This is a genomic window from Streptococcus oralis (genome assembly GCF_015561235.1).
GTDB lineage: Bacteria > Bacillota > Bacilli > Lactobacillales > Streptococcaceae > Streptococcus > Streptococcus oralis_BK.
The window spans coordinates 995,550-1,007,991 of record NZ_JADMTC010000001.1 but is presented as its reverse complement, the minus strand read 5'-3'; the positions used below and the strand labels follow the sequence as shown (position 1 = coordinate 1,007,991).

Sequence of the window (12,442 nt, the reverse complement as noted above, 5' to 3'; positions counted from 1 at the left end):
AAAGCTAGATTTCTCTAGCCTTCTGCCCTAATGGCTTTGATTTTAGTCCAGTTCTTTCACTGCAGCAATGGCAGCTTCAAAGTCTGGTTCCGTGTTGATGTTGTCAACGTATTCTACGTAACGGATGACATTGTCAGTATCGAGAACAAAGACGGCACGTGCAAGGAGATGCCATTCGTTGATCAAAAGGGCATAATCGCGTCCGAAAGAATGGTCAAAGTAGTCTGAGAGCATGATGGCATTGTCAAGGCCTTCAGCCCCACACCAGCGTCCTTGGGCAAATGGTAGGTCCATAGAAACAGTAAGAACGACGGTGTTGTCAAGGTTGGCAAGTTCTTGGTTGAATCGACGTGTTTGCGTTGAGCAGACACCAGTATCGATAGAAGGGACAACACTCAAGACTTTTTTCTTTCCATCAAAGTCATCTAGCGTTTTTTTAGAGAGATCGGTTGTCGTAAGAGAAAAGTCAAGTGCCTTGTCTCCGACTTGCAGTTGTTTACCTGTAAAGGTTACAGGGTTTCCTAGAAAAGTGGTCATGAAACTACTCCATTCTTTTTTCTTTTATTTTACCGAGAATTGTCAGATTTTTCCAATGATTTGACTGGAAATTAAGGGACAAAAAAACGTCCATTCACGTGAGAACGACGTTTTTTTAATGGATTACTTAGACAAACCTTCAGCAATCTTGTCAAGGTTGTATTTCATCATGCTGTAGTAGCTGTCGCCTTCTTTGCCTTCTTCAGCGATTGAGTCAGTAAAGATTTGTGCGTAAATTGGGATATTTGTGTCTTGTGAAACAGTCTTCATTGGACGGTCATCGACACTTGATTCAACAAAGAGTGATGGAACTTTTGTTTGGCGAAGTTTTTCAACCAAGGTCTTGATTTGTTCAGGTGTTCCTTCTTCTTCTGTGTTGATTTCCCAGATGTAGGCACTTGGAACTTCGTAAGCTTTAGAGAAGTATTTGAAGCATCCTTCGCTGGTTACAATGAGTTTTTTCTCAGCAGGGATATTGTTAAATTTCTCTTTAGCTTCCTTGTCCAGTTTGTCTAGCTTTTCAGTATAGTCTTTGAGATTTTTTTCGTAGAATTCCTTGTTGCTAGGGTCTTTTGCAATCAACTGTTTAGCGATATTTTTAGCATAAATTATCCCATTTTCAAGGTTGAGCCAAGCGTGTGGGTCTTCTTTGCCTTTCTCGTTTTGACCTTCAAGGTAGATGATATCTACGCCGTCACTAACTGCATAGTAGTCTTTGTTTTCAGTTTTCTTGGCATTTTCGACCAATTTGGTAAACCAAGCATTGCCACCTGTTTCAAGGTTGATACCGTTATAGAAAATGAGGTCAGCCTCAGAAGTTTTCTTTACGTCTTCAGGAAGTGGTTCGTACTCGTGTGGGTCTTGACCAACAGGAACGATACTATGAAGATCAATCTTGTCACCAGCGATATTTTTAGTAATATCAGCAATGATAGAGTTAGTCGCTACAACCTTTAGTTTTTGGTTTGTAGATGCTGTATCTTTTTTCCCACTAGCACATGCTACAAGAGCAATGACGGAAAGAAAGAGTACAAGCAATGTACCTAATTTTTTCATTAGATTCCTCCAGAAGGGTTTCCCCGTTATTTAATGATTTTTTTGTTTTTCAGTTTCAAGTATCGTTGCTTTGGAGAGATAAAGAAACTGATTAAGAAGAAGCTGGCAGATGTGAGCACGATGCTGGATCCTGCTGCGAGGTTGAAGCTATAGCCGATAAAGAGTCCCAAAACAGAAGCGGTTGCCCCTAGGGTTGATGAAAGAAAAATCATGCTCTTTAGGCTATTAGCATAAAGGTAAGCCGTCGCAGCTGGGGTGATCAACATGGCCACGATAAGAATCGTTCCAACACTTTGCATGGCAGTGACTGACACAAGGGTCAAGAGCACCATGAGTAGATAGTGATAGAAATTAACAGGCATTCCCATGGCTTTAGCCAAAAGCTCGTCAAAGGATGTAATCAATAGTTGTTTAAAGAAAATCCCGATAATCAAGAGAATCAATGCCCCCACACCAATGGTGATCCACATGTCCGTATCTTGGACAGCGAGGATATTCCCAAAAAGGATATGGAAGAGGTCTGTCGAACTCTTGGCAACACTAATCAAGATGACACCTAAGGCTAAGAAAGATGAAAAGGTAATACCAATGGCAGTGTCACTCTTGATGATAGAGTTCCCCTTGATGTAGGTAATGATGATGGAAGCCATCAAGCCAAAGATGATCGCTCCAATAAAGAAATCAATTCCCAGGATAAAGGAAAGGGCTACGCCGGGCAAAACTGCGTGAGAGATGGCATCCCCCATGAGAGACATTCCACGTAAGATGATAAAACATCCCACGGCTCCAGCAACCACCCCGATGACTATAGCTGTTATCAGGGCATTTTGTAGGAAATGGAAATGTTGCAATCCATCGATAAATTCTACTATCATAGGTCACCTCCATTAAAGAAGAGCTTACTACCATAAGCTTTTTTGAGATTGACTTCGGTAAAGGTTTCTTCAGTTGAACCAATAGCAACCAATTCTCGATTGAGAAGCATAACTTGGTCGAAATAATGAGGGACTTTGCTGAGGTCATGATGGACGATGAGAACTGTTTTACCAGCTTTTTTAAGGTCTCTCAGTGTATTCATGATAATCTCTTCACTGATCGAGTCAATCCCGACAAAAGGCTCATCTAAAAAGATGTAGTCAGCTTCCTGCACTAAGCAGCGGGCAATCAAAACACGTTGGAATTGTCCTCCAGAGAGCTGACTGATTTGGCGATCAGCATAGTCTGAGAGTCCAACGATTTCAAGTGCATCCGCCACTTTTTTCCAGTGGCTGGCCTTTAAAGTGTGGAAGAGCGGGATAGATGGATAGAGTCCCAGTGAGACACATTCCTTGACCTTGATAGGGAAATTGTAGTCGATATGGATTTTTTGCTCGACATAGGCAACTCGATGTAAAGATTTCTTGACTTCTTTGTCATCGAGAAAGGCCTGACCTTCGTGTGGGATAATTCCCAACATACTTTTTAATAAAGTTGATTTTCCAGCACCGTTTGGACCAATAATTCCGGTAATAGTTGGTCCGTGGAGCACTAGTGAAATATCCTTTAGTGCCAACGTTTCTTTGTAGGAGACACTGAGGTTTTCGATACGTATCATACAGTTATTTTCCTCCTGTCTTTTAATATACATTAAAAAAAAAATTAAGTCAAGTTAATTTTTAAAAAATTTAAAATAATAACTGAAAAATGAAGAAAAAAGAGAGACCATTTTTAATTGCATTCCCAAGTGTTTTTTGCTAAGCTAAGAATAAGTGAAAAAATGAAAGCGAGAACAAGATGACACGTTATCAAGACGATTTTTATGATGCAATCAATGGAGAATGGGAAAAAACAGCTGTTATTCCAGCTGATAAATCTCGAACAGGTGGCTTTATTGACCTTGATGAGGAAATTGAAGAGTTAATGCTGGCAACTACGGACAAGTGGTTGGAAGGCGAAGATGTTCCAGAGGACGCTATCCTCGCAAATTTTGTTAAGTACCATCGTATGGTACGTGATTTTGATAAGAGGGATGCAGATGGAATCAAGCCTGTCCTTCCTCTGCTCAAGGAATACCAAGATTTGGAGAGCTTTGCAGATTTTACCAGCAAACTGGCAGAGTTTGAACTAGCAGGTAAACCAAACTTCCTTCCATTTGGAGTATCACCAGACTTTATGGATGCCAGAACCAATGTTCTCTGGGCAAGTGCACCAGGAACTATCTTGCCAGATACAACCTACTATGCTGAAGACCATCCTCAACGTGAGGAGCTCTTGACGCTTTGGAAGGAAAGTAGCGCAAATCTTCTCAAAGCCTATGATTTTTCAGATGAGGAAATCGAAGACTTACTAGAGAAGAGATTGGAATTGGACCGTCGTATCGCAGCAGTGGTTCTTTCAAACGAAGAAAGTTCAGAATATGCCAAACTCTACCATCCATACGCTTATGAAGATTTCAAGAAATTTGCCCCTGCCCTACCTTTGGATGATTTCTTCCAAGCAGTTCTTGGACAAACTCCAGATAAGGTTATCGTAGATGAGGAACGTTTCTGGCAAGCAGCAGACCAATTTTATAGTGAAGAAGCGTGGCCTTTGCTTAAGGCAACCTTGATTTTGGCTGTGGTCAATCTTTCAACCAGCTATCTCACAGACGAGATTCGTGTCCTATCAGGTGCCTATGGACGTGCCCTTTCAGGTGTTCCAGAAGCTCAGGACAAGATCAAGGCAGCCTATCACTTGGCCCAAGGTCCCTTTAAGCAAGCCCTTGGTCTCTGGTATGCGCATGAAAAATTCTCCCCAGAAGCTAAGGCAGACGTAGAGAAAAAAGTGGCGACTATGATCGATGTTTATAAGGAACGTTTGGCTAAGAATGACTGGCTCACTCCTGAAACGCGTGATAAGGCTATTGTCAAACTCAATGTCATCAAGCCTTATATCGGTTATCCAGAGGAATTGCCAGCCCGCTACAAGGACAAGGTAGTGGACGAAACTGCCAGTCTCTTTGAGAATGCCCTAGCCTTTGCGCGTGTGGAAATCAAGCACAGCTGGAGCAAGTGGAACCAGCCAGTTGACTACAAGGAGTGGGGCATGCCAGCACACATGGTTAATGCCTACTACAATCCTCAGAAGAACTTGATTGTCTTCCCAGCTGCTATTTTACAGGCTCCATTCTATGACTTGCATCAGTCGTCTTCTGCCAACTACGGTGGTATTGGAGCGGTTATTGCCCATGAGATTTCTCATGCCTTTGATACAAATGGTGCTTCCTTTGATGAAAATGGTAGTCTCAAAGACTGGTGGACTGAGAATGACTATGCTGCCTTCAAAGAAAAGACTCAGAAGGTTATCGATCAATTTGATGACCAAGAATCTTACGGTGCAAGAATCAACGGAAAACTAACCGTATCCGAAAACGTTGCCGACCTTGGTGGGATCGCCGCAGCCCTTGAAGCTGCTAAGAGAGAGCCAGACTTCTCTGCTGAAGAATTCTTCCACAACTTTGCTCGTATCTGGCGTATGAAAGGCCGTCCGGAGTTGATGAAACTCATGGCCAGTGTCGACGTGCACGCGCCTGCCAAACTCCGTGTCAATGTTCAAGTACCAAACTTCGATGACTTCTTTACAACTTATGATGTCAAAGAAGGCGACGGCATGTGGCGTTCACCAGAGGACCGTGTGATTATTTGGTAAAGTAAGTCCCTAACCAAGTATCATCTTGGAATTAATGGTTCATTTTTGAAGTTTATCAATCTGAAAATGCAATGCTATCGAGGTAAACATGAAGAAATTTTTAATAATGCTATCAGCTATTCTTTCGATTTCAGTTCTAGCATCTTGTAGTCTCGATAAAAATAGGAACAATACAGAACCTTCATCCGCACTATCATCTGTCTCCAAAGACGATAAGACTAGTGTATCAACAGAAGCAAAGGCTGAGAATACTAGTGAATCGTCAACCAAGGCATCACAATCAACTGCTGAAAATAAGAAAGAAACTGGACAAGATTTATATAAAGAAGTGATTGAACGCTATAATCACTTTACAGACCTTTTAAAAAAAGGTAATAGAGAAGATTTATACAAGGAGAATAAACAAGATAAGATTACTTCAGAAGAATATAGCCTGGTTTTCTCTCGAATGGATTATCAAAATGCACCCGATTGGAAATACGCAATGGTTGATTTGAATAAGGATGGTCAAGACGAGTTGCTTATTGGCGATGAAAAATTTGTTTCAGCCATTTATTATTTGGAAAATCAAAAACCTAGCTTACTTCACACAGCATATATAGCTTCTGCAGGTGGTTTTCGCTCAGGATTTGATATTTATGAAAACGGTCAAGTCTCTTATGCAGACTGGCAGTCAACTCGTCCAGAAATGAACCTGTCTCTATATTCGTTCGATAAAAACGGAGTGCAGAAGATTAAAGAAGCAACTATTCAAATCGGTGGCAACGAAAAAGCAGAGCAAGTTTTAGATATTTCTTCTGAAAAGCTTGATTTGTCTAACATTGGTTGGAAAGAATTGAATCCGGCTAATTAGTTTTGAATTGCTTTTCTAGTCAATATTGATTCTTCTGAGCAAATATTGACATAGAAATAGAAGCTACACAAAAACCAAGGAAATTATCCTTGGTTTTTTGCTTGCTAGAAAAAGGGATTAAAGGTCTTTTCGTGAGCGATAGTCGTAGCTGGACCATGCCCGGGATAGACATCGTAGTTAGGAAGAGTGAAGAGTTGCGTCTGAATGCTATGGAGAAGTTGTTCCGTACTACCTGTAGGAAGGTCTGTCCGTCCGATGGTTTCTCGGAATAGAGCATCTCCGGTCAAGACTAGATGAGCATCAGGAAAGACGATAGAAACGCCGCCGATAGAGTGCCCTGGGGTTGGTAGAACTGTAAAACGAAATTCCTTAAGCTGGTATTCTTCATGAAAGGCAAAGGTGTGTTCTGCTGGTTTTGCGACCACATCTGCCATATCGTCGTGACGAGGGAGACCAGAGAGATTATCTACAGGTGTATAAAGCCAGCTAGCTTCACTCTCTGCTACATAAACTGGAGGATTTCCAAAAGTCTCGCGAACCAAGTCCAGACTCATAATATGGTCGTAGTGGGTATGGGTCAGGAGAATCGCGCAGACTGGTTTGTTGATTTTCTCAATAGTCTTGCGAATAGATTCCCAATGGCTACCTGGGTCAACCACAATTAGGTGTTGATCCCCTTCCAGGTAATAAGTGTTTTCATAGGCAACGGGATTCACGGTTTTATGGATTTTCATACTGGCTCCAATCTCAAAGAATGTACTAAATTAAGTATAGCATAGAAGAGAATACTTAGGGTATCAGAAAGTCTTTTTCGTGCTTTGACGATTTTTCCAAGCTTGATAGCGGGTGCCAATCAAGAGTTGGGTTAAGCGCCCCATGGTTTCTCTTTCTTCGGGAGTGAGGGATTGAGCTTGTACAAAGAGTTGATGAATGTGTTCAATGGCATTGAAGGAAGAAAGATCGTTGATAGAGGAGATGCCCGCATCGAGAATGATTCCAAAAAAGAGGTCAAAGTAGAGCTGCAGTTCTTCGTCAGGAACTGTTTCAACCCATTCCTTGAAGGTTGTATCGACTTGCTGACTATCACTATTGGTCTCGTCTAGTTGGACAAAGTGTTTGTCTTCAATCTGCCAACTAAAGGTGTCGTGCTGGGCAAGGCCACCTAAGGCGGTGCTTCGAACGACGATTTTTTTATCCGGAATTTCCAGCATCATCCCGATGATAGACCCTTGTGGGATAAATACTTTCGTTCTTTCCATCATGTTTTGATAGCCAGGTGTTTCGGTTAGTTCCTTGTGAAGCCCAGGGGCATCAAAAGTGTAGACAGCGACAATGTTTTTCTGCAAGTTTGGATCAAGTTGACTGGCAGCATAGACAGCTAGATTGCCCCCTTTTGAATGCCCTGCTAGGATGATCTTTTGATTGGGATGTTGGGCAAAAAAGTCCTCTAAATACTGGAGGGCATGTTTTTGAGCAGGGATTTCCTTCATATAGGTCATATGGAAATCTTCTTTCCAACCAATGATGCTGTCATCCGTCCCGCGAAAAACAAGCAAATAGGTATCGAGACTGATACGATAAGTCATAGCCGCAAACTGTTTTTGCAATTCAGGATCAATATCATTGATAAAGTTTGAGAGCTTGCAATTTTTAAAGCGTTTGTGTTGAGAGAGTTGATCCAACAACTGGAGACGGTTTTTATTGGTCAACATCGTCGTGTCTCTAGGGATTTGAGGTGCTAGATCTATGAGACGCTTTGGTTCTTGAGTGACTACATCATCGAAAGCAAGATAGGTCAACTCAGTCAAGGCAAGAACATCTAACTCATTCACGGGGAGGTCATAAAAGGAATCGTATGCTACATCATTGAGGTAGTCAAAAATATTGGCCATAAAAGCTCCTTTCTCTATGTTTATCCTATCACATTTACCAAGAATTAGCCAGTGGGCTTACTAGATTTTGCTATATTGCTAGCGAGCTGGTTTAAATACAGGTTTGCATTTTATCCATGGGGAAAATCTGTTATAATAAGAGCAAAGGAGGAGCGCATGCACAAGATTTTACTAGTAGAAGATGACCAAGTTATTCGGCAACAAGTTGGTAAACTACTCTCTGAGTGGGGGTTTGAGGTCGTTTTGGTAGAAGATTTTATGGAAGTATTGAGCCTTTTTGTTCAGTCAGAACCTCATTTGGTCCTCATGGATATTGGTTTGCCTCTTTTTAATGGTTACCACTGGTGCCAGGAGATTCGCAAGATTTCTCAGGTACCTATCATGTTTCTGTCTTCGAGAGATCAGGCGATGGATATTGTCATGGCGATCAATATGGGTGCGGATGATTTTATAACCAAACCTTTTGACCAGCAGGTGCTCCTTGCCAAGGTTCAGGGATTGTTGCGCCGTTCCTATGAGTTTGGACGGGATGAAAGTCTGCTGGAGTATGCGGGTGTGATCCTCAATACCAAGTCTATGGACCTGCACTATCAGGGGGAAGTCCTGAGTTTGACCAAGAATGAATTTCAGATTTTACGCGTTTTATTTGAACATGCGGGTAATATCGTGGCGCGTGATGACCTGATGCGGGAACTCTGGAACAGCGACTTTTTCATCGATGACAATACCCTGTCTGTCAACGTTGCTCGCTTGCGCAAAAAGTTGGAGGAGCAAGGCTTGGCAGGATTTATCGAAACCAAGAAGGGAATAGGGTACGGACTGAAACATGCTTGATTGGAAACTATTTTTTCTGGCCTATCTGCGTTCTCGCAGTCGTCTTTTTGTCTATATTTTTTCATTGGGTTTTCTTGTTTTTCTCTTTCAGTTTTTATTCGCTAGTATAGGATTTTATTTCTTCTATTTTTTCCTCCTCAGTAGCTTTTTAACCCTTTTATTTTTGGTTTGGGATATTTTTGCAGAAGCTCAGATTTACCGGCAGGAAGTACTCTATGCTGAAAGAGACCCAAAGTCTCCTTTGGAATGTGTGCTAGCGGAAAAACTCGAAGAGCGTGAGTCTGAATTGTATCAAAAGAAGTCAGAAGCCCAAAGTAAACTGACGGATTTGCTTGACTACTACACCTTGTGGGTTCATCAGATAAAGACTCCTATTGCAGCGAGCCGTCTCTTGGTAGCAGAAGTATCTGATCGTGAGGTCAAGCAGCAACTGGAACAGGAAATTTTTAAGATTGACTCCTATACCAATCTGGTGTTGCAGTATCTTCGTTTGGAAAGCTTCCACGATGACTTGGTATTTGAAAAGGTTCAAGTGGATGACTTAGTTAAGGAAGTGGTTCGTAAGTATGCTCTTTTCTTTATCCAAAAGGGACTGACGGTCAATCTACATGACTTAGACAAAACCATCGTGACCGATAAGAAGTGGTTGTTGGTCGTCATTGAACAAATCCTCTCAAACAGCCTCAAATACACCAAGCAAGGTGGTTTGGAGATCTATATGGAAGATCAGGAACTCTGTATCAAGGATACGGGGATTGGGATTAAAAACAGTGATGTACTCCGAGTCTTTGAACGTGGTTTTTCAGGCTACAATGGGCGTTTGACCCAGCAGTCGTCTGGACTTGGCCTCTACCTATCCAAGAAAATTTCTGAAGAACTGGGTCACCAGATTCGTATCGAGTCTGAGGTCGGAAAAGGAACGATAGTGCGGATTCAGTTTGCTCAAGTGAACTTAGTCCTTGAGTGAGAAGAGTAGATAAGAGCCCAGGATAAGACAACTGGGCTTTTCTATCTTTAACCGTGTAGCCTAGTAAATTATTTTATCTACTATAAACAAATCTCTGAGGGATATGAAGACCACAAACGAACAGGTAGGTCTAGATCAAAAGCAGATTAAGCAAACCATTAACAAGCAAATTTTGACAGTTTTCTTCCTTCCTGTAATTTTTGCATTTCTCCATTGACCTTTGCTTATCATATGCTTAGTTTAGTTCTCAAGGTCATTGAAGTAGTCGATGATACCATGAGGTTGACGATAACTTTCTCTATCTGTTCAATTGATAGATTTCTTCAGATAAAGACTGTAAAATTTTTGATATAATACTAAGGATGGACTGACGGATATTTAAAGGATAATTTTCAAAAGAATAACAGGTGAGAAGAAAAATATGTAAGATTGGACAGAAGTCTCTCTACCATCATCCAAGCAGAAACAAGATTATATGAAATAAAAGGAGTAACCAATGACCGGAAACTATTCAACACGTGAATACCGTGAGAAATTATATGATGATCTTCATGTTCGATTGAGAGATACAGTGATTTTGATGTGTGCGATTTTTATTGCCTCTATCGGCCTAAATATGAATTCAACAGCTGTCATTATTGGAGCCATGCTGATTTCCCCTCTTATGACATCGATTGTTGGACTCGGATTTGGTTTAGCTATTTTTGATACGCGTTTAATCAAGCAATCTCTAGAGGTCTTATTTACTCAGGTATCGGTTAGCTTGCTTGTCTCGGCTCTGTATTTCTGGATTTCTCCCTTATCTTATGAAAGTAGCGAATTGATTGCACGAACCTCTCCAACCATTTGGGATGTTCTCATTGCTATTGCTGGTGGGATAGCAGGTGTAATTGGGTCAAGGAAAAAAGAAGCAAACAATATCGTGCCAGGAGTAGCCATCGCAACAGCTTTGATGCCACCTATCTGTACTGCAGGCTATGGTTTAGCTAATGGAAATGTACGATTTTTATTTGGAGCTCTCTATCTTTTCTTGATCAATTGTGTCTTTATCATGCTAGCCAACATTGTTGGAACAAGAATTTTAATGAGAAAATCTCCCTTAAGTTCATTTAAAGAGCTAAACATTAAAATGAAAATTGGCTTGACATCCTTGATTGTATTATTGGTTCTTCCAGCTAGTTATTCAGCAGTCACTCTGACGATAGATCAAGCGCGAAAAGAAGGAATCAAACAGTTTGTAGGAAAAGAGTTCGCCAATCACACGGTCATTAATCAAGTCTACAAGTCAAGGAACAATGAATTGGTCTTGACGGTTGTTGGAGATCCGATTTCAGACGAAGAATTAGAAGCGCTCCATCAAAAACAAGCCTCTTACGGTATTCAATCTGTTCAATTGAAGGTCAATCAAGTTCATAATTCGACAAAATTAGACAGTGATACGACCAAGGAATTTTATGAAACCATTAACAAGTATATCGATCAAAAACTCTCTGAAAAAGATTCACAAAAAGATATTGTAAAAGAAAATGAGGCAGACAAGGAATGAGGATATTGACCCTATTTAACTCATGAAGACCATGTCTAAAGGCACAATCTAAAGAATCAATAAATCAGCATAAAACGAAAAGGACTTAGTCCCACTCAGTACAGAACTAAATCCTTTACCAAAATAATTTGTCTACCAATTTGAGGTTAGTTCCACTTAGAACCTCTTTATTATTCTTTCTTAAAGAGTTTGTCAGCTAAAAAAACAGCATTTAGCACTCTAGGAAATCCAACATAAGGGATGCACTGCAAAAAGCATTCTATAATCTTTTCGGGAGTTAAGCCAACATTTAAAGCTGCTTGTATATGTACTTCCAGCTGTGCTTCACAACCTCCCTGTGTCAAAAGACTAGCAAGAGTGACGATTTCTCGCTCCTGTAGATTCAGTCCCTCACGACTATAGATATCGCCAAAAGCAAATTCTACAATATAGTCTCCTAAATCGGGAGCTATTTCTTTCAGAGAGGATATGACCTTCTCACCGCCCTCACCATCAATCTGATTGAGTCTTTCCAATCCACGTTCAAATCGTTTGTTTTTCATTTGCATTTACCTCCTTAAACGATTACAATGTCATTATAAAACTTAGACTATACTCTAAGTCAAGAAATTAAAGGAGTTTTTTTATGAAAATCGGTCTATTTGCCCAAAAAGTAAATTTATCAACGCATACGCTCCGATATTATGAGAAACGAGGATTGATTAAAGTTGATAGAGATCAAAGCGGTCAGCGTTCCTACAATGAGAACGATCTTGCCTGGGTTCAGTTTATTCAGCGTTTAAAAGATACGGGTATGCATTTGCAAGATATTCAGAGATATGCTGACTTGCGCTACCAGGGTGATCGCAGCCTGAAAGAACGCTTAGAAATGTTGCATAAGCACCGCAGTTTTGTTCAAGAACAAATTAAAAATTGGCAAATGTCACTAAAAAAATTAGATAATAAAATTGAATGGTATCAAGCAGAAATCAGGAATCCTCCTAAATAGTATATAAACGAAGAGAGTGGGACAGAAATCGGTAATTCGTCAGAATTCGATTTCGTCGTCCCACCTCCGCACAGTTGAGTAGGGCTGTAAAAGCTGATGAATT

General features: G+C 40.8%; 13 protein-coding genes and 1 pseudogene. 7 read left to right on the top strand and 7 right to left on the bottom strand.

Going from position 1 to position 12,442, the window contains the following annotated elements; all coding sequences use genetic code 11:
• Nucleotides 1-42: 42 nt before the first annotated feature.
• The 4 genes from tpx to I2H52_RS05125 all read right to left on the bottom strand — a co-directional run bounded on the left by tpx (nt 43) and on the right by I2H52_RS05125 (nt 3,187).
• Entirely contained in the window at nt 43-537 is a 495-nt protein-coding gene (gene tpx / locus I2H52_RS05140) for a thiol peroxidase (RefSeq protein ID WP_000206546.1), read from the bottom strand.
• 123 nt (nt 538-660) lie between these two features.
• Complete coding sequence (locus I2H52_RS05135; RefSeq protein WP_195594530.1) at nt 661-1,593, bottom strand: metal ABC transporter substrate-binding protein; 933 nt, start codon at nt 1,591-1,593, stop codon at nt 661-663.
• 26 nt (nt 1,594-1,619) lie between these two features.
• On the bottom strand, nt 1,620-2,468 hold the full coding sequence (locus tag I2H52_RS05130) for a metal ABC transporter permease (RefSeq protein WP_195594528.1): 849 nt from the start codon (nt 2,466-2,468) through the stop codon (nt 1,620-1,622).
• Nucleotides 2,465-3,187 carry a metal ABC transporter ATP-binding protein gene (locus I2H52_RS05125; protein ID WP_000619158.1) on the bottom strand — a complete coding sequence of 241 codons (723 nt, stop codon included), beginning with the start codon at nt 3,185-3,187 and terminating at the stop codon, nt 2,465-2,467. Before I2H52_RS05125 ends, I2H52_RS05130 begins: the two co-directional genes overlap by 4 nt.
• Before the next feature lie 179 nt (nt 3,188-3,366).
• Between I2H52_RS05125 and I2H52_RS05120 the strand changes: the two genes are divergently transcribed.
• On the top strand, nt 3,367-5,259 hold the full coding sequence (locus tag I2H52_RS05120; RefSeq protein WP_195594526.1) for a M13 family metallopeptidase: 1,893 nt from the start codon (nt 3,367-3,369) through the stop codon (nt 5,257-5,259).
• Between the two features lie 88 nt (nt 5,260-5,347).
• Nucleotides 5,348-6,112 carry a hypothetical protein gene (locus tag I2H52_RS05115; protein ID WP_033605976.1) on the top strand — a complete coding sequence of 255 codons (765 nt, stop codon included), beginning with the start codon at nt 5,348-5,350 and terminating at the stop codon, nt 6,110-6,112.
• 104 nt (nt 6,113-6,216) lie between these two features.
• On the opposite strand, the gene I2H52_RS05110 is transcribed toward I2H52_RS05115, so the two are convergent.
• Both I2H52_RS05110 and I2H52_RS05105 read right to left on the bottom strand, forming a co-directional pair.
• Nucleotides 6,217-6,846 carry an MBL fold metallo-hydrolase gene (locus tag I2H52_RS05110; RefSeq protein WP_000690839.1) on the bottom strand — a complete coding sequence of 210 codons (630 nt, stop codon included), beginning with the start codon at nt 6,844-6,846 and terminating at the stop codon, nt 6,217-6,219.
• A 63-nt stretch (nt 6,847-6,909) separates the two neighbouring features.
• Nucleotides 6,910-8,004, bottom strand: coding sequence for a DUF2974 domain-containing protein (locus tag I2H52_RS05105; RefSeq protein WP_033605975.1), 1,095 nt, complete (start codon nt 8,002-8,004; stop codon nt 6,910-6,912).
• A 156-nt stretch (nt 8,005-8,160) separates the two neighbouring features.
• Here I2H52_RS05105 and I2H52_RS05100 point away from each other — a divergent pair, with 156 nt between their 5' ends.
• The 4 genes and pseudogenes from I2H52_RS05100 (at nt 8,161) to I2H52_RS05085 (ending at nt 11,351) form a co-directional block, all read left to right on the top strand.
• Nucleotides 8,161-8,838 carry a response regulator transcription factor gene (locus I2H52_RS05100; protein WP_000548985.1) on the top strand — a complete coding sequence of 226 codons (678 nt, stop codon included), beginning with the start codon at nt 8,161-8,163 and terminating at the stop codon, nt 8,836-8,838.
• Nucleotides 8,831-9,805 (top strand): HAMP domain-containing histidine kinase, encoded by a 975-nt coding sequence (locus I2H52_RS05095; protein WP_000887933.1) that lies wholly within the window; start codon nt 8,831-8,833, stop codon nt 9,803-9,805. The genes I2H52_RS05100 and I2H52_RS05095 overlap by 8 nt, the downstream gene beginning before the upstream one ends.
• A 75-nt stretch (nt 9,806-9,880) precedes the next feature.
• A pseudogene (locus I2H52_RS05090) lies at nt 9,881-10,159 on the top strand (ABC transporter permease); the annotation flags it as partial.
• A 142-nt stretch (nt 10,160-10,301) separates the two neighbouring features.
• Nucleotides 10,302-11,351, top strand: a complete 1,050-nt coding sequence (locus tag I2H52_RS05085) for a DUF389 domain-containing protein (protein ID WP_045617547.1) — start codon at nt 10,302-10,304, stop codon at nt 11,349-11,351.
• A 170-nt stretch (nt 11,352-11,521) separates the two neighbouring features.
• Here I2H52_RS05085 and I2H52_RS05080 read toward each other — a convergent pair whose 3' ends face one another.
• Nucleotides 11,522-11,899 (bottom strand): carboxymuconolactone decarboxylase family protein, encoded by a 378-nt coding sequence (locus tag I2H52_RS05080; RefSeq protein ID WP_002899930.1) that lies wholly within the window; start codon nt 11,897-11,899, stop codon nt 11,522-11,524.
• Nucleotides 11,900-11,976: 77 nt separating this feature from the next.
• Here I2H52_RS05080 and I2H52_RS05075 point away from each other — a divergent pair, with 77 nt between their 5' ends.
• Nucleotides 11,977-12,339: a MerR family transcriptional regulator gene (locus I2H52_RS05075; protein WP_007520480.1), complete on the top strand. Its 363-nt coding sequence runs from the start codon at nt 11,977-11,979 to the stop codon at nt 12,337-12,339.
• The last annotated feature ends 103 nt before the right edge of the window (nt 12,340-12,442 follow it).

Excerpts from the sequence above, each read along its gene's own strand:
- I2H52_RS05130 (WP_195594528.1), bottom strand. The coding sequence starts at position 2,468 with ATGATAGTAGAATTTATCGATGGATTGCAACATTTCCATTTCCTACAA.
- tpx (WP_000206546.1), bottom strand. The coding sequence starts at position 537 with ATGACCACTTTTCTAGGAAACCCTGTAACCTTTACAGGTAAACAACTG.
- I2H52_RS05080 (WP_002899930.1), bottom strand. The coding sequence starts at position 11,899 with ATGCAAATGAAAAACAAACGATTTGAACGTGGATTGGAAAGACTCAAT.
- I2H52_RS05115 (WP_033605976.1), top strand. The coding sequence starts at position 5,348 with ATGAAGAAATTTTTAATAATGCTATCAGCTATTCTTTCGATTTCAGTT.
- I2H52_RS05120 (WP_195594526.1), top strand. The coding sequence starts at position 3,367 with ATGACACGTTATCAAGACGATTTTTATGATGCAATCAATGGAGAATGG.
- I2H52_RS05135 (WP_195594530.1), bottom strand. The coding sequence starts at position 1,593 with ATGAAAAAATTAGGTACATTGCTTGTACTCTTTCTTTCCGTCATTGCT.
- I2H52_RS05100 (WP_000548985.1), top strand. The coding sequence starts at position 8,161 with ATGCACAAGATTTTACTAGTAGAAGATGACCAAGTTATTCGGCAACAA.
- I2H52_RS05110 (WP_000690839.1), bottom strand. The coding sequence starts at position 6,846 with ATGAAAATCCATAAAACCGTGAATCCCGTTGCCTATGAAAACACTTAT.
- I2H52_RS05075 (WP_007520480.1), top strand. The coding sequence starts at position 11,977 with ATGAAAATCGGTCTATTTGCCCAAAAAGTAAATTTATCAACGCATACG.
- I2H52_RS05085 (WP_045617547.1), top strand. The coding sequence starts at position 10,302 with ATGACCGGAAACTATTCAACACGTGAATACCGTGAGAAATTATATGAT.
- I2H52_RS05125 (WP_000619158.1), bottom strand. The coding sequence starts at position 3,187 with ATGATACGTATCGAAAACCTCAGTGTCTCCTACAAAGAAACGTTGGCA.
- I2H52_RS05105 (WP_033605975.1), bottom strand. The coding sequence starts at position 8,004 with ATGGCCAATATTTTTGACTACCTCAATGATGTAGCATACGATTCCTTT.
- I2H52_RS05095 (WP_000887933.1), top strand. The coding sequence starts at position 8,831 with ATGCTTGATTGGAAACTATTTTTTCTGGCCTATCTGCGTTCTCGCAGT.